We start from the raw sequence: 22,068 nt of genomic DNA, 5'->3' as shown, positions 1-22,068 counted from the left end.
TTCGACGCAATTCTGCTAGCATACAGTATAACAGGTTGGAAGCAACGTTTCAATGCACTGATCGCGTCAATCAGGGCTGACTTACCGCTTCTGCCTCTAAAACAATTTCAGAAAGCACATCGGCAAACAGTTCGGCAGACAACTGTATCTCTTCCATGGTGTTATCCACACCGCCAAGCTCAAGAAGCATGGCTTTTGTCGACAAATCCTGATTATATTTGCCGTTGGTCCCTGCTCCTTCTTTTACATACACATCCCTTGATAAACCAGGAATCTTTTCATTTAATTTTTCATGAACCGTTTTCGCTAAGGCCAGATTTTTGTCACTTTGGGCGTGTTCTCCTCCCACAACCAGTGCAACCCTCGCATATGACTTTCCTTTATATTCAAGCGCTGTAACATTTCGTCTTGCAGAGTCACGGTGAACATCAACCAGATATGAAATTTGCGGAGTGTCGTTCATAACCTTTTGAACGACTTTTCTGGACTCATCATACGCTTCTGTATAGTCCATCCCCTGCTTTTTTAAATTTCCAACAATATCGGTATCGTCAATGACTGCTCCGACCCCTCGCTTCTCCAACGCTGTTTTTATGACCGGCCCCATTTGGGTAATATTCACTTTAGAGTGATGGGCTTTATTCGGATCTTTTGTATCAGGCAGATAAGGAAGATAAGACTCTCTTGAATGGGTAAAATACAAGAGCACCTTATTCGGCACAATGACAGAAGAAGCCGGGCTTTCCTTTAATTCAGTTTCCGCTTCAAGCGCTTCGTCTTCCTCTCCATTTAAAAACCATTCTGTAGGAGGAACGGACTCTGAAGGCTCAGGAAATAGAGCATCCCCGGAAGTTTGCGCAAACGCTACGGAACGGTCAAAAAATACTCCCTCCATCGTCAGCCACTTGGTGGGGTCTGTCGCCTTCAATTTCATCGCACCTGCCCAGCCCTGCAGGACAGACGGTTCATTTGGCGTAATGGAGGAAGACTCCATCTGTACAAAAGCCTTTGTCCAGGACAACGGGATTTCACTGGGCCAGTCTACTGTATGGCTTTTCGACCAGGAAAGAATATGAGGCATGCAGATGGCTGTGAGTGTTAACGACAAGAGCAATACTGTAGTACGTACAATGGAATAAACTGTTTTAGATAGGATAGGTTCTACTGGAATCATCTTAGTTCGTTTCATCGTTTCTCTTCACCTCACATTTATGACTCATATAAAATCTATGCAGTGAGAGAAAGGAAAGAACCGTAATAATTTTTTGCGCAATTCTTAGTGTGTGACAGTCGTTCCCTGTCCGTTTGAAAGACTGGCATGCAAGGCACTGTTAATCGCCATGGCAATTACATTGGCTGCCTGCTCCATAAATAAGTCTGTATCTTTTGGTGTTACAATTAAATTATGGCCGAGCGGCGCTAACACCTCTTCCAATAATTGACGTTTTTCATCTTCTTCAAGCTCACCCATCATTCCTAAATAAAGTTTTCGTTCTTCTTCAGAAGGCTGGTCATCTTCGGTTAGTTTTCTTGAACCAGGCAAAGCACTAGTCAAAAGAGAGTTAGATGGTTTTCCCTGATTTCTTTTTTTCTGACCCAGCGTTTTTAAATAGTAATTTAATGTATCCTGAGTGATCGTTACAGCATCTACTACGGTCGGAATGCCCAGGGAAATAACAGGTACTCCGAGGGATTCAAAACTGATTTCTTTTCTTTTATTGCCCACTCCCGCCCCTGGCTGAATGCCGGTGGATGAGATCTGGATTGTCGCATGAATGCGTTCGACTGCACGAGCTGCCAGAGCATCGATAACGATGACTGCTTCCGGTTTGACTTTTTCTACAATCCCATGAATAATATCACTCGTTTCCATTCCTGTCAGACCCATTACACCCGGCGCTATTGCCGATACTTTACGGAATCCTTCCTGAACGGCGTGGGGTTCATACTGAAACAGATGATTTGTTATAAAAACATTTTCACATACAAGAGGCCCTAATGAATCAGGCGTAATTTGCCAGTTGCCCAACCCCACAACCAGGACATGAGCCTCAGCTGAAACTTGGGAAAGAGGCAGAAACTGACGAATTACTTTTTCCAAGGACTGAGAAATAATCTTTTGCCATTTTTCATCCTGAGTTCTCAGCTGAGGAACTTCAAGCGTCCAATAATGGCCTTCCTTTTTTCCTAGAGTCTGCTCTGCACTTTTTGATATAACAACCTTGCTTAAAGTAAAATCATCAATTTTATCCTCCGTAATCTGCACGCCATTATCCACAGGACGGTCTTGAATCAATTGTTCTTCAACTGCAGTTTCAAATGCTTCTATCGCAAGATCTGTTCTCATCGATATCACGTTATCCCTACTTTCCGCTTTTTAGGGTAGGATTTACGAAAATGCTTTATTCCATTCAACCTAATATTTTTATATGGTGAGGCTGCCCAGACATTTTCTTTTCTCATAATCACTATTTTTGCCTCTCATCTATTGCAATCTCTATCCCCATTTGATAAAATATCCCTTGTTCTTATGTAAAAGTAACACTTAGTTCTTAACTAGTAATTCGCATGGCGGGTGTACTAGAACTCGCATATGCGGGTTTTGAATTGCTAAATCGAGTCATATAGAACCTCGATCCAATTTGGGAGGTGACATGAATGCCAAATATTAAATCTGCTATTAAGCGCACAAAAACAAGTGAAGCGCGCAAAGCAAAGAATATTCAACAAAAATCGGCAATGCGTACAGCTGTAAAACGTTTTGAAACTGCTGCTGAAACAAATGCTGACAATAAAACTGAACTTCTTTCAAGCGCTGTTAAACAAGTGGACAAAGCTGCTCAAAAAGGGTTAATCCACAAAAACAATGCGGACCGTAAAAAAGCGAGCCTGATGAAAAAAGCAAACGCATAATACGAAAAAACGACTCTCCTTTTGGAGAGTCGTTTTTTATTGGCTGTTTTGAAGTTTTGTCAAAAAAAGCTCAATGGACATTTCTTTCTTAAAGCCTGAAGATTTCATTTCTAAATCACTTTCAGCCAGGGCCAGCATAATGCTGGAAAGCTTGGGATTGGTAAAAACCTGTGCATGCTTAGAGGCAAGCTTTACCCGAAAGGGATGAACCTTCAGCTGAGCTGCAATTTGCTGCTGACCGTATCCCTTTGCCGTCAGATTTTTCACCTGGTAAATTAATCTGAATTGCCCTGCTAAAAGAGCCAAAATTTTTAATGGTTCTTCTTTTTGCTTTAATAAATCATAATAAAGACGCAGTGCTTCATCAATTTTATTGTGGACAGCACGGTCAATTAAGTCAAAAACGTTTTGTTCAATTGATCTGGCCGTTAACTGGTCCACCATTTCAACCGTAATCAAACTTGTTTCCAAAGCATATAAGGCAAGTTTGTCAATTTCACCTGAAAGCAGAAAAAGGTTTGTTCCGGCCAGTTCAATCACCCTGCTGACCGCCTCATCTTCTATTTGAACCCCTGTCTGGTTTACACGCTGCTTCACCCATGTACGAATATCATGCTCTTTTAGTTTTTTCGCTTCTAATACCGTGGAATGCTTTTTCAAAAGTTTTGTTATTTTTTTTCGTTCGTCCAGTTTTTCATATGGTGCAATAAACACCAAAATGGTATAGGGAGCAGGTGAAGCAAGATAAGTTTCAAGTGAATTTAAATTTTGGTCTGCTTTTTCCTTTTTTTTCTCTGTTGTTAAAAATAATGGGTTATGTACAAACACCAGTCTTCTTTCCCCCATAAAGGGAAAGGTTTCTGCATCCTCCATAGCTTGTTCGATAGTAGATCCGTCCTCAAGGTCATGGGAGGAGAAATTAAAATCCATTTCATTTTCTAAAATGGAGCTGGAGAGCAGAAGCTGCTTAGTTTCTTTAATTAAAAAAGGCTCGTCTCCATATACTAAATAAACAGGAGCGAATTTTTTTTGTTTTATTGCTGTCCATTCTTTTACGATCATCGGTTACCGCTCCGTTTCTGCATACTTCTACCCTTATCGTAAAAAACTTTTTGGGTTTTGACAAGTAGCACAAACCATATGTAAAGGGAACCGCCTGCTTCCAAAGAGGACGCAAGCGGGTATTTAAACGCTTTATGAAGGGCCTAGGAAATCCTCCGTAAAGCGGAGCACCTGTCTCACTTGATATTATCACCCCAAAATCATGAACTATTTGTGATAAACGGTTCCATGACAGGAAAAAACTTTTGTAAGTATGGATTTTTTTTTTATGATCCTCTATACTAAAATAGAATTAGGAGGGATATTTATGAACGAATTTGAAAAGAATGTCCAGTCAAAACGTAACGACTTAATTGACTCAGGTGTAGCGTTCGTTGTATCTTTTGGCTTCTTTACAATACTCTTTGCTGTAGCAACGATTGTATCATTTGTAGGATCTTAACAATGAAAGGGCCAGACATAAGCTGGCTCTTTTTTCATGCACATTTTAATGCGCTCTTAATTAACAGCATTTAATCAGGCATAACTTGCTTATTCTTCATCGTATGGAAACATCGTTCGAAATGTTCCTTTATTTCGATAAAAACGGTATTCAATGGCTCCATTTGTATGTGTGCCCAATACAGTGGCTCCCTGTTTTTTTAGACGTTCTGTTACTTCAGGATGAGGGTGATTAAAACGATTATTTACTCCTGCTGAAATAACAGCATAATCAGGATCGACCTGCTTCAAAAACTCCTCAGAAGTAGAAGTGAGACTTCCATGGTGTCCAACTTTTAAGACATCTGCATGCACTCCAAAATGCTCCATAAGCTCAATCTCCCCTTCCTTTTCAAGATCACCTGTAAACAGCCATGTGAACCCTCCAATGTCCCCCCACAATACAAGAGAGTCATCATTTCCCTCATATACCTCATCCATTGGATACATAAGCGTAAAGGAATGAGTATCCACATTCCAGGAATAAGGCGCTCTTTTTTCCATTACAGGTATATCCTTTTTAAAAAGCTCTTCTACAATGGGCAATACAGAGTCTTTTTCATGAGAATTAGGAGAAATCCATACCTCATCGATATGAATATAAGAAGACAGGTCCAACGTACCCCCAATGTGATCCCAATCGCCGTGCGTCAGAATAAGTTTATCAATTGATGTAATTCCCCTGGCTTTCAAAACGGGCCAGATGATTTCCCGGCCTACTGAAAACGGCTTAATATTTTCATCAAAACTCATTCCTCCTCCCGTATCAATCAGATAGGTCCCTCTGCCCCATGGCAAATCAATCAGAATACTGTCCCCCTGACCAACATCAATAAAAAGAATCGCCCCCCACGGATTAAACCGGGAAGAAAGCCAATCTCCCGTCAGAATCATTAAAAAGAGGGCACCTGCTTTAAGTGAAAAACCCTTTTCAAGACGTATGAAAAACCAAATAAGTGACAGCAGATAAAATAGAACAAGCCAGGTTGAAGGTTTGCCGAGAACTGCTGTTGCGTACGGAAAGGCGCTTAGATAATGAGTAAGTTCATCCAATAGTTCTACAACCTTCTCAAGCCACGTAGCTGCCTGATACGTAAATCCAGGCGCCACGAAAGAAAGCAAGTATAACAATAATAGCGACGGAAGCAAAAACAGGGTAAAAAGCGGAATGTAGAATAAATTCGCAAGAAAAGAAGCGGAAGAAACTTCGTGGAAATGCCAAATTAATACCGGGAAGGCACCCAACTGGGAAATGGCGGTAACTTTTAATATAGAAATAATACGCGAAGTGGCTCTCAGAAGTTTTGGTGCGGAAACCAGAATAGAAAAGCTGACTGCATAGCTTAACTGAAAGCCTGGCTGTAAAATGACCATGGGGTTCAGCAGCAGCTGAATAAGTAATGTAAAACAAAGCGCCTGAAGAAGAGTAATCCTTTTTGCAATACTGGTGAATATGATCATTGCCATAACCATGCTGACAGCACGGATAACCGGAGGCGATCCACCAGCCGCAACTGCGTATAAAGGCAGGCACAACAGTAAATAGATTCTTACTTTTTCTTTCGTAAACCCTAGCCGCAGCAGACTCCACCACAGCATTCCAACAATCATGCCAACATGCATGCCGGAGATTGCCAGAAGGTGAATCACCCCAAGCTTTTGATAAGCTTCAAGCAGCTCCTCCTCCATATCTCCACGATCACCGAATATTAATGACTTCGCAAGAGGCACCAGCCTATCAGGAAAAGTTTCATGCAAATGATCGATACCCTTGCTTCTTATTTTATTTAGCTTTTCTTTCCAGGTTAATGTTAAAGGATAACAGGAATTAAAATCATTCATATGATTTATCGTGAAAATCCAATGGATATTTTGATTCCAAAGATAGGTATTGTAATTAAATAAATGAGGGTTTCGGGCTTTGGAGGGTTTTTCCAGTGTTCCTTTCCAATCACACCAGGAGGAGGTCATGAGGGCTGCCTGACTTGAAGCAGTTTCTTTATCCAGATAGAGCTTAATTTGAATCTTTTCTCCCTTACCAGTTAAAGCTGTGGCTGCAGCAGTGTTGTTTTTTACTTTTAAGGGCTCCACTATGCGAAGCGGCAGAACCTTTTCATCACCTGTTAAAAAGGTGATGTGATGAGAACGTTTAATCTCTGTCAGGAGAAAAAAGAACAGGCAAGTGGAAGCTAAAATAAGGATTGCTTTCTTTGAGGGATGATAACGAATCCATGAAACGACATAGAGAGGAAACAGCAATAGCCCCCAAAATAGGGAGTGCGCTAATGTAACACCCAAAACAGCCATTAACGCACATGGAATAAGCCATTTCATCTATTTCCTTCTTCAGTTTGTAATTTTTCCATTAACGGTTCTAAGGATTCCGGTTTAAAGGGCACATGCTTAAGTTCCACTTCCGCCTGTCTAAATAATTCAACAGCATAGGGATGATTTTTATAATCAGCTGAATAATATAGCTTTTTGATACCGGCTTGAATAATAGCCTTGGAACAAGGAAGACACGGGAAGTGTGTAACAAAGATTTCGGAGCCTTCCGTCGGAACACCAAATTTTGCACATTGCAGCAATGCATTCATTTCTGCATGAATGGTACGTACACAGTGATGGTCAATTACATAACATCCGTCGTCTATACAGTGTGTACCCCCTGCGATTGACCCGTTGTAACCTCCGGCGATTATACGATTTTCACGAACAATTGTTGCTCCTACTGCTAATCTGGTGCATGTGCTTCTAAGTGCCAGTAAATGGCTTTGCGCCATAAAATATTGATCCCATGAGATTCTATCCATTTATTTCGCTCCTTTTCTCTTCTGAACAATGCATCGTTATCGTTATTACTTTACATCAATCGACTCTTTCAGTTTATCAAAGGTTTTGTCACCGATGCCGGAAATATTTTTTATATCCTCAATTGTTTCAAATCTTCCAACCGTATCCCTGTAATCAAGAATAGCTTCAGCTTTAGAAGGTCCAATACCCGGTATAGTTTGCAGCATATCAGAATCGGCGGAATTAAGATTAACTTTTACTTTTTGGCCCGGGGCAGCAGCAGCTCCAGGCTGTGTAGCAGGTGCTTTAACCTCTTCTCCTTCAGCAGGGATATAGATCACCATCTCATCATACAGCTTTTGAGATAAATTGACCTCTCTCATGTCTGCCTCCGCAGTTTCTCCTCCGGCAAGCTTGATTAGATCAATTACGCGGTCACCATCAGCAACGGTATAAACACCTGGAGATTGAACCTTTCCTTTTATATCTACTTGAATTTGCGGACTCGTTTCAATTGGAAGAGGTTCTGATTCTTCACTTTGGGATATTGGTTCTGCAACGGGTGCAAGCGGTGTGGGAATTTCGGTTGAAGCGCTTTTAAAGGGGTTAAAAAGGAGAAAGAAAACGAGAAGAAGCGGACAGGAAATCAGTAAAATCCGCCGGTTTAATTGCAGCCATTGTTTCAAACTTTTCACACCTCCATGAGCTATTCATGCATTGTGAAAAGAAAGGAGCTTGACCATATTATTTCATAAAATTACTTACAATGCTTTAAAATTATAAAAAAAAGATGAGATTGTATCTCATCTAAATTTTACTTGCGACAGGTGAAGAAGATACGTTCACTTTCATCCGAAGGAGATAAAGAGGGTGAAAAATCGGCTGTTATTCCTTCGACAGTAAATCCAGTCTCTTCAAGCAGCGCTTTATAGGTTTGAATCGTATAGGTTCTTTGCTTATGCAGTTCATCGAATCGAATATAGCTGTCGCGTTCTTCATCTTCAAGGACAAAAAAAGACAATTCATGTTCCACACTGTAGGGATGATCCCCCGAAAATGAATTCCAAATATAGGCTACTTCACCATCGTCATAGGTAAAGCTTTGGTCGATAAACAATGTATCCATTTTATAAATGGAATGTATATCAAATAGAAACAAGCCACCTGGGTTTAACAGCTTATGCATATGGTGAAAAGTGCTTTTAACTTCATCCTCTGTTTCCAGGTAATTTAATGAATCACAAAAAATCGTAATAATATCAAAGGCTTCGAAACCGCTTGCTTCTGCCATATCCTGTTGAAAAAATTCAATAGCGACTCCCGCTTCTTGTGCTTTATTAGAGGCTACTGCCAGCATAGAATCTGAAAGATCAATTCCCGTTACCTCAAAACCCTCCTGAGCAATTTTCAGCGTCCATTCTCCTGTACCGCATCCTACATCCATGAGTCTGCGGCCGGTAATATTGAATTCATTTTGTTTTTCGAGTAAAAAACGCGTCCACTGGTCATAAGGCATATCTTTCATCAGCTGATCGTAGACCTCAGCAAACCGGCCGTAACTCATCAGTTGATGCTGCTCGCCATGTCCTCAAGCGGCGCATCTCCCCAGAGTTTTTCCAGCTTGTAATAATCGCGTTCTTCACGGTGGAAAATATGAACAACTACATCCCCAAGGTCAACTAAAACCCAGCGTGCCTCGTCATACCCTTCCATACGTTTGATCGCATAGCCTTCTTCCTCTGCACGATCCTTTACCTCTTTTGCAATAGCCTGAACCTGTTTGTCAGAATTACCATGACAAATGATGAAATAATCCGCTATAAGAGAAATACCTTTCATGTTTAATGCGACAATATCGTCAGCACGCTTATCATCTGCAGCAGTATAAGCAATTTTCAATAATTCAACTTCATTCATATTTATTTTTCTCCTTTTGTAGCATCAGATCATTATAACACTCAAGTGTATCTGGAAAGATGCGCTGTTTTTTCTCAATTAAAAATAAGATTGATTGCTTCACTGCCCGTCTTAGCGCTTCATCTAAATCCTTATAAGCTGCTTCTCTTATATATTCAACACCAGGGAATTTACGGCCCGGCTCAATCGAATCTGCTAAATAGATAATCTTCTCCAGAAGACCCATTTCTGCCCGGCCGGTAGTATGAAAACGAATCGCATTTAAGACATCCTGTGATTCCACACCCATTGTCATTTTGGCTAAATAGGCTCCAACAGGTGCATGCCATAGCTCATGATGGAATAGAAGCAGCCTCGGATCAATATTTTCTTCCTGAATGAGATTTTTCATGGCGTCCCTGTCCTGATGCTTTGCCATATCATGCAAAATCGCAGCAGTCTCCGCGTGCTCCACATTTGCGCCATATGCCTTAGCCAGCGCTTTTGCTGTGTCGATCACTCCAAGTGTATGAACATACCTCTGTTCCGGCAAAACCTCTTTTACATGCGCTAAAGCTTCTTCACGATTCATATAATTCCTCCTTGGTTATATAGTTATAAACCTTCTCAGGGAGCAGGAAAGTAACATCTATGCGCTTTTTAATTCGCTCACGAATAACTGTAGAAGAAAGATCGATAAAAGGAGTCTGCAGCTTTAGAATAGGATAGCTGGTTTCTCCTTCAAAACCGGGACGCATAATGCCAACGAACTGCACCTCTTTTACAAGTTCATCAATTCTTGACCAGCTTGGTAAATAATCAATCATATCCCCGCCAATGATAAAATAAAATTCAGTTTCAGGTTCTCTTTTCTTTAACTGTACTATTGTATCATACGTAAAAGAAATGCCCGAGCGTTCAAATTCAATTAACTCAATTTTAAAATAAGGGATATGCTCAATCGCAAGCTGCACCATATTGATTCTGTGTTCATTGGATTCAATAGCATGATTTATTTTATGGGGAGGTTTTGCGCTTGGCATAAATCTGACCTCATCGAGTGACAAAGCGTGATAAGCCTCGTTCGCCATAATCAAATGGCCGATATGAAGCGGATTAAAGGTCCCTCCCAGAATACCCGTTTTTTTGGGCATTTTTATTTCACCTTTGGCAGTTCCAGTTTTTTATTTTCACGAGATTCTTTATACACGACGATCGTATTCCCGATTTTTTGGACTATCTCTCCCCGTGTACCTTTTGAAATGACCAATGCCACTTCATCTTTATCCTGGTCGCAATTTTGGAGAATGCTCACTTTAATCAATTCTCTGGCCTCTAACGCTTCTCCAATTTGTTTAATCATATTTTCATTAACGCCACCCTTGCCCACTTGAAAAATTGGAGATAAATGATGAGCTTCTGAGCGTAAATACCGCTTTTGTTTACCTGTTAACATATTGTTCCTCCTTGATCTTGAATGATCGTTTTGATTGCCTGCTCTGTATTTGGATGTTTCCCTGTCCAATAGCTGAAAGCGAGAGCTCCCTGATGAACAAACATACCCACTCCATTTAAAGTATCTGCTCCATTAAGCCGTGCATCATGTAAAAAAGAAGTTTCCAGGGGATTATAAATGATGTCAGCGGCCAGTGCATTTTTGCTTATATTGGTAATATCCAATGGCATATCCTTTATATTTGGAATCATACCTACAGAGGTTGTATTAATAATAATATCAAATTCGTGAAGCCTTTCTTGAGCTTCATGGATTGTAAGGGTAAAACCAGGTGAAGGCACTGAAATTGAACAAACCAGCGCTTCAGCTCTTTGCTGTGTTCGGTTGGTTACCACAATTTTTTCGGGGTGATATTGTGCCAAAGCATAATAGATGCCTTTAGCAGCCCCTCCAGCTCCAATGATTAAGACAGATGCCTGGTTAAGCTGGTCAGCGGACCTTTTTTCAAGTAATGAATGCACAAATCCTAACCCGTCTGTATTTCTGCCAATCAGCTTATCACCATTTCTGACTACTGTATTTACAGCTCCAATCGCTTTAGCTGCTGGATCCAGTTCATCAAGAAAAGGCATGATCGCTTCTTTAAACGGAATCGTTACATTCCATCCATCAATGCCCAAAGCCCTCATCCCGACGATTGCTTCCTCCAGCTTTTCAAGCTCTATGGCAAAAGCCTGATAGTACCCGTCAAGCCCCTCTTCTGCTAACCATTTATTATGCATGAGCGGCGACTTGGATTGCGAAATTGGATTTCCAATTACTCCTAATAAATATGCCAATCGCTTCACCTCCGCTGGTTTAAATAAGTGATTTCCTTACCAGTACACTTACACCTTTTGGTGCGTATGCTGCGATCTTTGCTCCAGGTTCATTAATCGTGATCCAGCCCAGACCAGAATACACAATATCCATTTTTTCTTCTTTGAACGTAAATTCATGGCGGACAAGTTCAGGAAAACTGTGTACATCCTCTTCACGGGGCGGAGATAATAACTCGCCTCTATGACGATTATACAGGTCATCTGCTTTTTCAAGCTTCGTGCGATGAAGCTCTAACTCATTGGAAAAATAGCACGTAAATGATTTTCGGCCGCCGCTCAAGTAATCAAATCTGGCCAAACCGCCTACGAAAAGCGTTTGTTCTTCATTTAATTGAAAAATCTTCGGCTTCATTTCTTTACGGGCCATTACGCGCTTCAAGTCTTTTTTATTCACAACATGAGCCATTTGGTCACGGTTAATAATCCCCGGAGTATCGATGATCGCTTGTCCATCATCCAGAGGAATTTCAATCATATCAAGTGTAGTGCCGGGGAATTGTGAGGTAGTGATCACATCTCCTTCACCTGTCACCTCTTTAATTATCCGATTAATAAAAGTGGATTTTCCAACATTCGTACAGCCCACAATATATACATCTTTACCATTGCGATAATGATCAATTGACGCCAGCGCCTCTTGTATATGATGACCTTTTTCTGCACTGCACAACAAAACATCTACCGGTTTAAGGCCAAGTTGTTTGGCTTCGTATTTCATCCAGTTTATTACCTTGTTTGGTTTTACAGATTTCGGAAGTATATCCGATTTGTTTCCGATTAGCAAAACAGGATTTTTCCCTACAAACCGATGAAGTCCGTGTAAAAAACTGCCATTAAAATCAACGATGTCAACAACTTTAACGATCAGCGCATCCACACGGCCCAGACCATTTAATATCTTTAAAAAATCATCATCTGTTAATGCGACATCCTGGACTTCATTGTAATGCTTTAATCGGAAACACCGTTGACAAATGACTTGATCTTTTTCAAGACTTGATGGCGGAGCATAGCCAATCGCTTCTTTATCTTCCGTTTGAATTGCTACACCACAACCGATACAAGCAACATTTACTTCACTCACTTTGTATCCTCCCACTGGATCATATTCTTACGTTTAAAAAACTTTAACAGCCGGCGCTCTATGCGACGGTTTATACGGGTAAAGAAACCATCTGTTTTTGCAACAGGGACAACCAAAATCGTATACAGTTTATTTCTGTTGCCGCCAAGAACATCTGTCAGCAGCTGGTCGCCTATTACGACCGTCTCTTCTTTTTTTACATTCATATCCTTAATCGCCTGTCTGAAAGCTTTGCCTCTTGGTTTTCTCGCGTGATAAATAAACGGTACACCAATCGGGTCAGAAAAAGCAGCAACACGAAGCTGATTATTATTGGATACAATCGTAACAAGTATATTATTTTTCTGCATCGACTCCAGCCATTCTAAAAGTCTGGGAGTGGCATTTTTTCGGTCCCATTCTACTAAAGTATTGTCGAGATCTGTAATAATCGCTTTTATTCCCTGTTCCTTAAGTTTTTGAGGGGAAATTTCAAAGACACTATCTACAAATTCGTTTGGTAAAAATAACTTTATCAACACACGTCACCTCTTTTAACTTTAAATACTAATAATACAGCATCCAATGCTGTAATTCAAAACCGATTTAATTAGTTCGAATGATAAGAATCGTTCGACAAATTCAGCTAAGAATAAAAAACTGTGGATAACTCTTTGACATTTTCAACCATTGTAACGATTGACATTCATTAAGATATCTACAAGTTTTACACAGCTTATCCACGGCTGGCTGTGGATAAGAGAACGCTTGTTCTTTCAATATTGATCTGCTAATCTAAGTATACAAATAACGATTGATTGAAAGGAGAATGTCAAGTGGACAAGCTGCCACTGCATATACTCATTGAAGCCTTATCTGAAGCTAAAAGACTTAATCTGTCAGATGACTTTATTAATCTAATAGAAGAAGCAATAGAGCGCAGATCCATGACATTATCGCTTTAATATTAATAATTACCGGAAGCGCCCAATTTCCTCTCCCATTTTTACGGGTCCTGAATCTTTCATCCTGATCATAGTTTCTTTTTGAGTCAGAATAATGACGGTTGAACCAAAACGAAATAAACCTACTTCTTCCCCGCGCTGCCAGTGCTCTGTTGTATTTGACAGGTGAATTGAGTTTACAAACATTGCTCCTACTTTTACAAAAGCCATTTGTCCTTTTGAAGTAATGACCTCTGTGACCATTCGATAGTTTCTGGACAGTGGCTGCTTTCCATAGGTTAAGCCAAAATGGTTAACGGGATAAGAAGAGCGTCCAAATATCCACTGTCTTCCCACCTTGCCAGTTACGGGGGAATGAATTCGATGGTAATTAGCTGGACTTAAATACAATACCATTACTTCACCGCCGTTAAACACCTTCGCATACTCTTTACTCCCAAGCAAATCTTCAATCGAATAGGTTATACCTTTAACTACATATTCGTCCTTTTCTGTTATTGTTCCCGCGTACTCAATAGTCCCGTCTACCGGACTGATAATGCTCTTTTCGTCTGAAGATACCGGTCTTTTGTCCTGCTGCACTTGTCGTGTAAAGAAATCCTGGAGCGACTGGTATCCTGTTTCAGGATTCATCCACTCGTCATCTGAAATCGAAAAAGCTTTTTTATATGAGGGTATAATTAATTTACTGACCGTTGAAGCTGTGAATCTTTTTAATAAAGAAGAACTCCATTTTCTATTCGTTAATTCTACAAATTTCTGGTACATATAACGTTTCATTGACGAAGCCTCCTGTATCTCCATGAATAATGGACTTAACAACAAGTACTAAAAAGGGTACAATATGTATTATAACTTTTACGAGGAGGACCCCCGTGTCATTTTTGCAAGCAATTGATTACACCTTTAAAAAAGCCAAAGCACAGACCGCGAATCTTTTGACACTCTCCAATTTGGTTCTTGGCGGTTTTGCGGCTCTCTATACCACTACAGGCGAATTTTCTCTAGCTGCACTCCTTATTTTTATCGCTGCATTTATGGATCGTTTTGACGGCATTGCCGCAAGAAAATTAGGCATTGAATCAGAACTTGGCAGGCAGCTCGACTCCATGAGTGATCTGGTATCGTTTGGAGTAGCACCGGCACTGTTAATTTATCATGGACTATTACTTGATTTTGGTGTCAGCGGTATGATGCTGGCTATTTTTTATATTGGATGCGGAGCCTACCGTTTAGCCCGTTTTAATTGCAAAGAACCTTCCAGTTTTTTTGAAGGGCTTCCCATTACAGCAGCAGGATGCCTGATGGCACTAAGTTTTTTAGCATCTCCGTTAATATCCTTATCCTGGAATATTACAATTGTTTTTTTATTATCTATTCTTATGATAAGTCCATTAAAAGTAAAAAAAATGTAATGCGTGTTAAAGCCAATTCTAAAGCGAATTGGCTTTTTTTTAAGGAGAATAATCTAATTATTCAATCAGTTTATAAAATAAGTCCAAACTCTGCTCCAACGTGCACTGCAGCGATTTAAGTTATTTCTTCTTCCCTCAGGATTCCGTTTTTCAGGGATTCCGCCTGCATGATAATTGATGTGGACTAGCAAGTTTTCTTTCCCCACTTCATATAGTTAAGAAACGCAGTGAAGGGAGGGCAAACTTTGTCCAGTCTGTTATTAGCTCTTTTAATGGCTCTCGGCGACGGTACTGCGCTGATGGGCTACTTTAAACAGAATGCGTTCCCGCAGCCGTTATCTAAGGAAAAAGAAAAAGAAATGATCGAGAAAACATTAAAAGGAGATGACGAAGCAAGAAAAACGCTTATTGAACATAATTTAAGGCTGGTAGCACATATTGTTAAGAAATTTGAAAATACTGGCGAATCCAATGAAGATTTAATCTCTATTGGAACAATCGGATTAATTAAGGCCATTGAAAGCTATTCCTTTGATAAAGGAACTAAGCTCGCCACTTATGCTGCCAGATGTATAGAAAATGAAATATTGATGTTTTTACGCTCCTTAAAAAAGGTCAAAAAAGATGTATCATTAAACGACCCGATCGGAGAAGATAAAGACGGAAATGCAATCAGTTTAATTGATGTGCTGCGGGGCGAAGAAGAAGAACTTGATCAGCTGATCCACGAAAAAATGAACCAGGAAAAGGTTCGATTGTTTATAGAATCACTTGAACCCCGAGAAAAAGATGTTATTACACAGCGATTTGGATTAAACGGACTTGAAGAAAAAACGCAGCGGGAAATCGCCAAAGAATTAGGCATTTCAAGAAGCTACGTATCTCGAATAGAAAAAAGAGCTCTAATGAAGCTTTTCCACGAGTTTTCTCAAGAAGAACGATTAACGGAAGATCCTTAACCTCTTATGCTGTAAATGATGATTTAGAGACGCCTGACACAATATCCATTACAAGATTAGCAGAATTGACAGCTGCTTTTTCAAGGTATTGATCAAATGAGATGTCCGACTCTTTTCCTGCAATATCAGACAGCGAGCGGATAATGACAAATGGTGTGCCGTATTGATGTGCAACCTGTGCAATTGCAGCTGCTTCCATTTCAAGCGCCTGCAGATTAGTAAATTTGTCAGTTAAGGCAGCTACTCGTTCAGGATCATTCATAAATGAGTCACCTGTAGCAATTAATCCGCTTACTATTTGAATACCTTCAATTGAGGCGGCTTGCTGCTCAGCAATCTCTCTCAGTAAAGGATGAGCAGTAAACGCTGCCGGCAGTTGGGGGACTTGGCCGTATTCATATCCAAATGCCGTAACATCTACATCGTGGTGCCGCACTTCAGTGGAAATAACCACATCCCCGACATTAAGTGACGCTTCAAAACCTCCTGCTGAACCTGTATTAATAATTAGGTCCGGCTGATACCGTTCCAATAAAATTGTTGTTGTCATTGCCGCATTAACTTTACCAATACCGCTTTTCACAAGTACTACTTCCGAATCGTTCATTCTGCCGCTTGTAAACTCACTGTTAGCCACGATTTCCTTTTTTGAATCTGTTATCGTTGATCTTAGCAATGACACTTCTTCCTCCATTGCACCTATAATAGCAATTTTCATTCTGGTTCCCACCTTACCCTTATTAAGTTCATCAAAACTTCTTTGACTTTATCACAGCAAACCCCATTTTTCAATTCTTCATTATTGCTGAACATGATACAATTAAATTTGCCATCTAATTTTATCAGGAGGAATTGATTGATGTCTTTTCAAATAGATATACTGCAAGATAAGGTTGAATTCTATGAGTCCCACTCATTACAGGATCTTGAGAAAAAAATTCAGATAAAAATCGACCAGAACCGGGCGATTATGCTGCAAGTTCATGCTGTTTCCCATCAAGTTGCCATCGATGAAAAAGGACGGCCGCATTATACTGCCTCTGTTCACTACAAAGCCAAATAAAAAGAAGGAGCAAAAGCTGCTCCTTCTTTTTATAATTTTTCCATTTTTACTGGCTTCCATCCTTTTTGGTCGACCCATTCAAGATAGACACGGTATTTTTCATTCGGTTTACCTGATTCCGAAACCGTACCAACCGATTTTTGAGGGCTTCCATCATTTCCTATATACCATACAGTCATGTTATCTGCATTTATACCAGTAGCATAAGATAAAGCTTTAACTTTCTCATTCCAATCGACCGTTCCTTCATCATAGGAGGAAACATGCTCCCCAGTCTGCGAAGTCCCAATTGGTTTCCAGTCATCACTGTTTGTTTCGTCATTTGACTCCAATTCTTTCTTCTCATCTTCTTTACGCTTTTGTTCTTCTTTTTCTTTCTTTTCCTTTTCTTTCTTTTCTTTTGCTGCTAATTCTTCAGCTTCTTTATCTTCAGTTGCTTTTTCGTCGGCTGCATCTTCTTTTTCATCATCTTCTACTGCTGCACCGCTATTCTCATTCTCATCGTTCTGTCCCTTATCTGCTAAAGACCCGCTGTCTTCATTGGATTCCTGAGAAGATAAATGCTTTTCAGCAAGTGTCTGACTTTCTTCTGACTCAGTCGAAGCCGTATTATTTGAATCATTAAAGAAAATAATTGAGCCTACAATTACAATTAAACCAAGCACAATGGCAATGGAAGAATTTAATATTAAATTTGTTCTTCTTTTTTTATCCTGCATTGTTACCCTCGAATTATTAAATGCCATTTTCATCACTCCTATTAAGACGCTGTCTGCCAATGACAACGGAATCTAAACTAGCATAACATGACCGTACCTTATCAGCACAAGTGAAATCAATCCCTTTTCAAAACTAGGTAGGTTCACCTATATGATTAGACGAACCCAAAAAGGAAATGTTACAAAAATACTTCAGATGATAACCATCATCTGAAGTATTTTATAGTAAATTTATTTAATTGATACGATTTTAACATCCATGTCCCCGCCAGGAGTTTGAACTTTCACTTGATCGCCTACAACCTTACCAAGCAGACTTTTTGCAATAGGGGAATCATTCGATATACGCCCTTCAAACGGATCCGCCTCTGCACTTCCGACGATGGTATAGGCCTCTTCATCACCATTTGGCATTTCTACAAATGTAACGGTTTTCCCAAGAGACACCACTCCATCCAACGTGCCGTCTTCTTCAATAATTTTCGCATTGCGGATCATCGCCTCGAGCGTCGAAATCCGCCCTTCAACAAACGCCTGTTCTTCTTTCGCTGAATCATATTCAGAGTTTTCCGACAGGTCCCCAAAGCTGCGGGCTATTTTAATACGCTCCACCACTTCTTTACGTTTTACTGATTTTAGCTGCTCAAGTTCTTGCTCAAGCTTCTCTTTCCCCGCTTGGGTCATTGGAAATACTTTTTCATTAGACAAAACCCTTCACTCCTTTAAATGCATGAGAACCGATTACTTCTTAGTCATGCTATGTGTTCATTACTTCTTTTATGAAGTAAGTTAAAAAAGAGGAAAAATAATATCCTCTTTACATTCTTTGCTATCATATTACACAATTGACTTTTGTTCAAGAATCGTTTGAATTTTCGTTACCATTAAGTCGATGGCGACGTGATTTTGTCCGCCCTCCGGAATAATGATGTCCGCATATCGTTTAGTAGGCTCAATGAACTGATTGTGCATCGGTCTTACCACATTAATATACTGATCAACGACTGAATCAATCGTACGGCCTCTTTCGTTTATATCACGAAGTAAACGGCGAATAATTCTTAAGTCAGAGTCCGTATCCACATATAACTTAATATCCATTAAGTTACGCAGTCTTTCATCTTCCAATACCAAAATACCCTCTAAAATAATAACATCCTTAGGCTCTACTGGTATGGTTCTTTCAGCTCGGGTATGAACAGTGTAGTCGTATACCGGCTTCTCAATCGCCTCACGATTTTGAAGCGTCATAATGTGTTCAATCAGCAAATCATTATCAAAGGCCAGCGGATGATCATAATTCGTTGCAAGACGTTCTTCATAAGGAATTTCACTTTGGTCCTTATAGTAATAATCCTGTTCAATCATAGCGATTGAATGCCCTTGAAAAAAATCATAAATAGATTTTGTTACTGAAGTCTTCCCCGAACCTGATCCACCTGTTACCCCAATCACTACTGGTTTATTTCTCATGATTTAACGACAAGCTCCTTTCGCATCATGTTGCGCGGACGCAAAGGACGCTCAACTTTGAATTTTATGATTTGAAGCGGGTGACGGGCTGCTTCGATTTCATTGCCCTTTTCATCCCATATTTTATCCACAACTTGTGTAAAGTTTTCCATTTCCGGCCCAAAAAACTCTACTTCCTGCCCGGATTGGAAGTAGTTGCGCTGTTGCAGCGTAACCATGCCGGACTCTTCATGATAATCCAGAACAAGACCGGCAAAATCAAACTTGGTCTTTTTGCCATGAACGCCAAACATTTGTTCCTCGTGTCCAGGTACACCTTCAAAGAAAGCTGTAGCTGTTTCACGATTTGCACATTTATCCAGTTCATCCAGCCATTCCTGTTTAATTTTAAAGTTTTCTGGATCCGCACAATATGCGTCAATCACTTTACGGTACACACTGACTACTGTGGCAACGTAGTGAATCGATTTCATCCGGCCTTCCACTTTTAAGCTGTCAATTCCAACTTCAATCATTCTCGGTATTGATTCTATCAGCTTTAAATCTTTAGGGCTCATGGCAAACGGGGCATCTTCTTCACTGTACAATGCTTTCTCTTCCATATTGTCCACTTCATACAGGTCATAATCCCACCTGCATGACTGACAGCAGCCTCCACGGTTTGAATCACGCGCTGTCATATGGTTGCTCAGGACACAGCGCCCGCTGTATGCGATGCACATTGCACCATGGATAAATGTTTCAATTTCAATATCTACCTTTTCTTTCATTTCCTGAATTTCATCTCCGCTTGTTTCCCGGGCTAATACGACGCGGTGAAGTCCCTCTTCTTTCCAGAACTTAACTGCTTTCCAGTTGGAAAGTGACTGCTGGGTGCTCAAGTGGATTTCCACATTAGGAGCCACACGTTTACATGTTTCAATGATCAGCGGATCTGCGACAATGATACCAGCAACCCCCGCAGAGGCAATGCCACGTAAATACTCTTCCAGCCCGTCCATATTTTCATTATGGGCAAAAATATTTGTTGTTACATAAATTTTTGCGCCATACTCTCTTGCAAATTCGACCCCTTCTTTCATTTCTTCCAAGGTGAAATTGCCTGCATTTGAGCGTAAGCCATATTCCTGACCTCCAATAAAAACCGCGTCAGCGCCATAATGAACTGCCACTTTAAGCTTTTCAAGGTTTCCGGCAGGTGCCAATAATTCAGGCTTTTTTACAATAACTCTTTTCCCATCAATGATTGTTGATATTTTATCATTTATTATTGCCATCTTTGAGACCTCCCACCTTAATAGACGGTTTCTTTGAAGAAGAATCCAGTATCGAGCGGACGATGTGGCTGCTGTACTTCTTCGATTGCTTCTAGCCACTGGTCTTTCTGGGCTTCATACGCTTCAGGATCGGCTGCACAAGCATCAATCGCTTTTCTGTATAATGCAGTAACATTCGTTACATAATCAGGTTTTTGCAGAACTCCTTCAATTTTAAAGGAATCGACTCCCGCATCAATCATTTCCTGCAATTCATCAATGATGCACATATCGTTTGGACTCATTATATGCGTGCCATTATCGTCCTCAAAAATCGGGTATTTATTATCTCGTTCCACATCATGAAGAAGCATGTTTTTCTGCTCTTTTCGGTTTTCAATTTGAAGTGCTTTCCCTTGATAAAGGAAGTAATTCCCCAGAAGAGAACGTTTAGATTGAAACATGCAGGTCATCCCGTGAACTTGAATCTCAATTTCAACCTCTGCATTTTCCTTCATTTCAACGATTGCATCCATTGAAAGCTCTCTGGCCAATACAGCACGTTTTGCTCCGCGTTGACCCCAGTAATTACATGTAAAGTAATTGGTGGCAGTCGTTTCTGTGTTCCAATGCAAAGGAAGGTTCGGTGTTGATTCACGGGCAGCCATTAAAACTGCAGGGTCACCAAATACAATTGCATCAGCTCCAGCTTCCTGACAGAACAGCAGGTAATCATTTAATTCATCCACTTTATCATTGTGAAAAATAGCATTTACTGCGATATAGACCTTCTTATCATAATCATGGGCGATGCGTATTGCTTCCTGGCATTCTTCTCTTGAAAAATCAGCTGCTAAACGCAGCCCGTATCGCTGTTCGCCTATTATAAATGCATCAGCACCGGCTTCACATAACTCTTTTATATGTGCTGATGATAATGGCGTGACGAGCAACTCCGGCTTCTTCATATCGTCACCTCTTTTTGCTTATGGCCAAACCGTCGCCCACCGGCAAAATAACTGTTTGGTAGTTCTCATTATTCATTAACCATTTATTATAATGATCTATTTTCCTTAAAAGCTGCTTTACATTTCTGCTGACTTCCGGACTGGCTTCAGCCACAAGGCCCTTAAACAAAACATTATCTGTGTAAATGACACCATGCGCTGATAAAAGAGGTTCATATAATTCAAAGAATCGTCCATATTGACTTTTCGCCGCATCAATAAATAAAGCATCGAATTGCCCAAACTCTTCAGCCTTGTGCTTTATTTCGAGTGCATCACCATGGAGTAGAAATATACGATCCTCATAGCCTGATCTGCTTATATAGGTTGACGCCTTTGCAAGACGCTCTTCATCTCTGTCAATCGATACAATTTGAGCGTCTGGCAACGCCTCTGCCATCCGAATAGCTGAATACCCAATGGCTGTGCCAACTTCTAAAATACGCTTTGGCTGCTGAAACCGGAGCCATTGGAGCAAAGCTTCTATACCATCAAGTTCCATAATGGGGATATTCCCCTCGACAGCAAAGTTCTCCATCTCCGTAAGTAATGGCGCACGGTCTGTGTACAGTTTTTCAATATAGCCGTGAACTTGATCATTCAATAGGAATCCCGCCTTTTACTCCGCTGCAATTCACATAAAAAAGAGCGTTCACCTCTTTAGCTG

General features: G+C 40.4%; 28 protein-coding genes. 6 read left to right on the top strand and 22 right to left on the bottom strand.

The window, feature by feature from the left end:
* Positions 1 to 70 precede the first annotated feature (70 nt).
* Together E2R51_RS01870 and gpr are read right to left on the bottom strand one after the other, a co-directional pair.
* A complete protein-coding gene (locus tag E2R51_RS01870; RefSeq protein ID WP_133375329.1) occupies positions 71 to 1,189 on the bottom strand; it encodes a stage II sporulation protein P in 1,119 nt (372 codons plus the stop codon).
* An 87-nt stretch (positions 1,190 to 1,276) separates the two neighbouring features.
* Positions 1,277 to 2,347: a GPR endopeptidase gene (gpr, locus tag E2R51_RS01865; RefSeq protein ID WP_133375328.1), complete on the bottom strand. Its 1,071-nt coding sequence runs from the start codon at positions 2,345 to 2,347 to the stop codon at positions 1,277 to 1,279.
* Between the two features lie 311 nt (positions 2,348 to 2,658).
* Between gpr and rpsT the strand changes: the two genes are divergently transcribed.
* Positions 2,659 to 2,913 carry a 30S ribosomal protein S20 gene (rpsT, locus tag E2R51_RS01860; RefSeq protein ID WP_133375327.1) on the top strand — a complete coding sequence of 85 codons (255 nt, stop codon included), beginning with the start codon at positions 2,659 to 2,661 and terminating at the stop codon, positions 2,911 to 2,913.
* A 36-nt stretch (positions 2,914 to 2,949) separates the two neighbouring features.
* Here rpsT and holA read toward each other — a convergent pair whose 3' ends face one another.
* Positions 2,950 to 3,975: a DNA polymerase III subunit delta gene (holA, locus tag E2R51_RS01855; protein WP_133375326.1), complete on the bottom strand. Its 1,026-nt coding sequence runs from the start codon at positions 3,973 to 3,975 to the stop codon at positions 2,950 to 2,952.
* A 307-nt stretch (positions 3,976 to 4,282) separates the two neighbouring features.
* Here holA and E2R51_RS01850 point away from each other — a divergent pair, with 307 nt between their 5' ends.
* Complete coding sequence (locus tag E2R51_RS01850) at positions 4,283 to 4,417, top strand: YqzM family protein (protein WP_133375325.1); 135 nt, start codon at positions 4,283 to 4,285, stop codon at positions 4,415 to 4,417.
* 89 nt (positions 4,418 to 4,506) lie between these two features.
* Here the strand turns inward: E2R51_RS01850 and E2R51_RS01845 are convergent, their stop codons facing one another.
* The 11 genes from E2R51_RS01845 to E2R51_RS01795 form a co-directional block, all read right to left on the bottom strand.
* Positions 4,507 to 6,789, bottom strand: a complete 2,283-nt coding sequence (locus tag E2R51_RS01845; RefSeq protein WP_133375324.1) for a DNA internalization-related competence protein ComEC/Rec2 — start codon at positions 6,787 to 6,789, stop codon at positions 4,507 to 4,509.
* Positions 6,786 to 7,268, bottom strand: a complete 483-nt coding sequence (locus tag E2R51_RS01840) for a ComE operon protein 2 (protein WP_133375323.1) — start codon at positions 7,266 to 7,268, stop codon at positions 6,786 to 6,788. Before E2R51_RS01840 ends, E2R51_RS01845 begins: the two co-directional genes overlap by 4 nt.
* A 45-nt stretch (positions 7,269 to 7,313) precedes the next feature.
* Entirely contained in the window at positions 7,314 to 7,934 is a 621-nt protein-coding gene (locus E2R51_RS01835; protein ID WP_133375322.1) for a helix-hairpin-helix domain-containing protein, read from the bottom strand.
* Positions 7,935 to 8,062: 128 nt separating this feature from the next.
* The gene (locus E2R51_RS01830; RefSeq protein WP_133375321.1) at positions 8,063 to 8,812 is read right to left on the bottom strand and encodes a class I SAM-dependent DNA methyltransferase; all 750 of its coding nucleotides are present in this window, start codon (positions 8,810 to 8,812) and stop codon (positions 8,063 to 8,065) included.
* Positions 8,812 to 9,165 carry a ribosome silencing factor gene (gene rsfS, locus E2R51_RS01825; RefSeq protein WP_133375320.1) on the bottom strand — a complete coding sequence of 118 codons (354 nt, stop codon included), beginning with the start codon at positions 9,163 to 9,165 and terminating at the stop codon, positions 8,812 to 8,814. The genes E2R51_RS01830 and rsfS overlap by 1 nt, the downstream gene beginning before the upstream one ends.
* Complete coding sequence (gene yqeK, locus E2R51_RS01820; RefSeq protein WP_133375319.1) at positions 9,158 to 9,736, bottom strand: bis(5'-nucleosyl)-tetraphosphatase (symmetrical) YqeK; 579 nt, start codon at positions 9,734 to 9,736, stop codon at positions 9,158 to 9,160. The genes rsfS and yqeK overlap by 8 nt, the downstream gene beginning before the upstream one ends.
* Positions 9,726 to 10,298, bottom strand: a complete 573-nt coding sequence (locus tag E2R51_RS01815) for a nicotinate-nucleotide adenylyltransferase (protein WP_133375318.1) — start codon at positions 10,296 to 10,298, stop codon at positions 9,726 to 9,728. The genes yqeK and E2R51_RS01815 overlap by 11 nt, the downstream gene beginning before the upstream one ends.
* 2 nt (positions 10,299 to 10,300) lie before the next feature.
* Positions 10,301 to 10,600, bottom strand: a complete 300-nt coding sequence (yhbY, locus tag E2R51_RS01810) for a ribosome assembly RNA-binding protein YhbY (RefSeq protein ID WP_133375317.1) — start codon at positions 10,598 to 10,600, stop codon at positions 10,301 to 10,303.
* Complete coding sequence (aroE, locus tag E2R51_RS01805) at positions 10,594 to 11,448, bottom strand: shikimate dehydrogenase (RefSeq protein ID WP_483299898.1); 855 nt, start codon at positions 11,446 to 11,448, stop codon at positions 10,594 to 10,596. Before aroE ends, yhbY begins: the two co-directional genes overlap by 7 nt.
* A 10-nt stretch (positions 11,449 to 11,458) precedes the next feature.
* Positions 11,459 to 12,565 carry a ribosome biogenesis GTPase YqeH gene (yqeH, locus tag E2R51_RS01800; protein ID WP_133375315.1) on the bottom strand — a complete coding sequence of 369 codons (1,107 nt, stop codon included), beginning with the start codon at positions 12,563 to 12,565 and terminating at the stop codon, positions 11,459 to 11,461.
* Positions 12,562 to 13,086 (bottom strand): YqeG family HAD IIIA-type phosphatase, encoded by a 525-nt coding sequence (locus E2R51_RS01795; protein WP_240732939.1) that lies wholly within the window; start codon positions 13,084 to 13,086, stop codon positions 12,562 to 12,564. The genes yqeH and E2R51_RS01795 overlap by 4 nt, the downstream gene beginning before the upstream one ends.
* A gap of 294 nt (positions 13,087 to 13,380) precedes the next feature.
* On the opposite strand from E2R51_RS01795, the gene sda reads away from it, so the two are divergent.
* Positions 13,381 to 13,509: a sporulation histidine kinase inhibitor Sda gene (gene sda, locus E2R51_RS01790; RefSeq protein ID WP_133375314.1), complete on the top strand. Its 129-nt coding sequence runs from the start codon at positions 13,381 to 13,383 to the stop codon at positions 13,507 to 13,509.
* Between the two features lie 9 nt (positions 13,510 to 13,518).
* Here the strand turns inward: sda and E2R51_RS01785 are convergent, their stop codons facing one another.
* On the bottom strand, positions 13,519 to 14,289 hold the full coding sequence (locus E2R51_RS01785) for a phosphatidylserine decarboxylase (protein WP_165967110.1): 771 nt from the start codon (positions 14,287 to 14,289) through the stop codon (positions 13,519 to 13,521).
* 95 nt (positions 14,290 to 14,384) lie between these two features.
* Between E2R51_RS01785 and pssA the strand changes: the two genes are divergently transcribed.
* Together pssA and sigK are read left to right on the top strand one after the other, a co-directional pair.
* A complete protein-coding gene (gene pssA / locus E2R51_RS01780; RefSeq protein ID WP_240732938.1) occupies positions 14,385 to 14,924 on the top strand; it encodes a CDP-diacylglycerol--serine O-phosphatidyltransferase in 540 nt (179 codons plus the stop codon).
* 272 nt (positions 14,925 to 15,196) lie between these two features.
* Positions 15,197 to 15,883, top strand: a complete 687-nt coding sequence (gene sigK / locus E2R51_RS01775; RefSeq protein WP_240732978.1) for an RNA polymerase sporulation sigma factor SigK — start codon at positions 15,197 to 15,199, stop codon at positions 15,881 to 15,883.
* A gap of 4 nt (positions 15,884 to 15,887) precedes the next feature.
* Here sigK and mtnN read toward each other — a convergent pair whose 3' ends face one another.
* Complete coding sequence (gene mtnN, locus E2R51_RS01770; protein ID WP_133375310.1) at positions 15,888 to 16,601, bottom strand: 5'-methylthioadenosine/S-adenosylhomocysteine nucleosidase; 714 nt, start codon at positions 16,599 to 16,601, stop codon at positions 15,888 to 15,890.
* A gap of 141 nt (positions 16,602 to 16,742) precedes the next feature.
* Here mtnN and E2R51_RS01765 point away from each other — a divergent pair, with 141 nt between their 5' ends.
* Entirely contained in the window at positions 16,743 to 16,946 is a 204-nt protein-coding gene (locus tag E2R51_RS01765) for a DUF2536 family protein (protein ID WP_133375309.1), read from the top strand.
* 29 nt (positions 16,947 to 16,975) lie between these two features.
* Here E2R51_RS01765 and E2R51_RS01760 read toward each other — a convergent pair whose 3' ends face one another.
* From E2R51_RS01760 to E2R51_RS01735, 6 genes are all read right to left on the bottom strand, one after another.
* Positions 16,976 to 17,692, bottom strand: a complete 717-nt coding sequence (locus tag E2R51_RS01760) for a YrrS family protein (RefSeq protein ID WP_165967109.1) — start codon at positions 17,690 to 17,692, stop codon at positions 16,976 to 16,978.
* 204 nt (positions 17,693 to 17,896) lie between these two features.
* Entirely contained in the window at positions 17,897 to 18,373 is a 477-nt protein-coding gene (gene greA / locus E2R51_RS01755) for a transcription elongation factor GreA (protein WP_133375307.1), read from the bottom strand.
* A gap of 129 nt (positions 18,374 to 18,502) precedes the next feature.
* On the bottom strand, positions 18,503 to 19,138 hold the full coding sequence (gene udk / locus E2R51_RS01750; RefSeq protein ID WP_133375306.1) for a uridine kinase: 636 nt from the start codon (positions 19,136 to 19,138) through the stop codon (positions 18,503 to 18,505).
* On the bottom strand, positions 19,135 to 20,415 hold the full coding sequence (locus E2R51_RS01745; RefSeq protein WP_133375305.1) for a peptidase U32 family protein: 1,281 nt from the start codon (positions 20,413 to 20,415) through the stop codon (positions 19,135 to 19,137). The genes udk and E2R51_RS01745 overlap by 4 nt, the downstream gene beginning before the upstream one ends.
* A gap of 17 nt (positions 20,416 to 20,432) precedes the next feature.
* On the bottom strand, positions 20,433 to 21,362 hold the full coding sequence (locus E2R51_RS01740; RefSeq protein WP_133375304.1) for a peptidase U32 family protein: 930 nt from the start codon (positions 21,360 to 21,362) through the stop codon (positions 20,433 to 20,435).
* Positions 21,363 to 21,366: 4 nt separating this feature from the next.
* Positions 21,367 to 22,005: an O-methyltransferase gene (locus E2R51_RS01735; protein WP_240732937.1), complete on the bottom strand. Its 639-nt coding sequence runs from the start codon at positions 22,003 to 22,005 to the stop codon at positions 21,367 to 21,369.
* Between the last annotated feature and the right edge of the window lie 63 nt (positions 22,006 to 22,068).

This window comes from Jeotgalibacillus sp. S-D1, assembly GCF_004358665.1.
Lineage (GTDB): Bacteria > Bacillota > Bacilli > Bacillales > Jeotgalibacillaceae > Jeotgalibacillus.
Note: the sequence above shows the minus strand (reverse complement) of the source record. Positions and strands in the feature narration are given on the sequence as shown.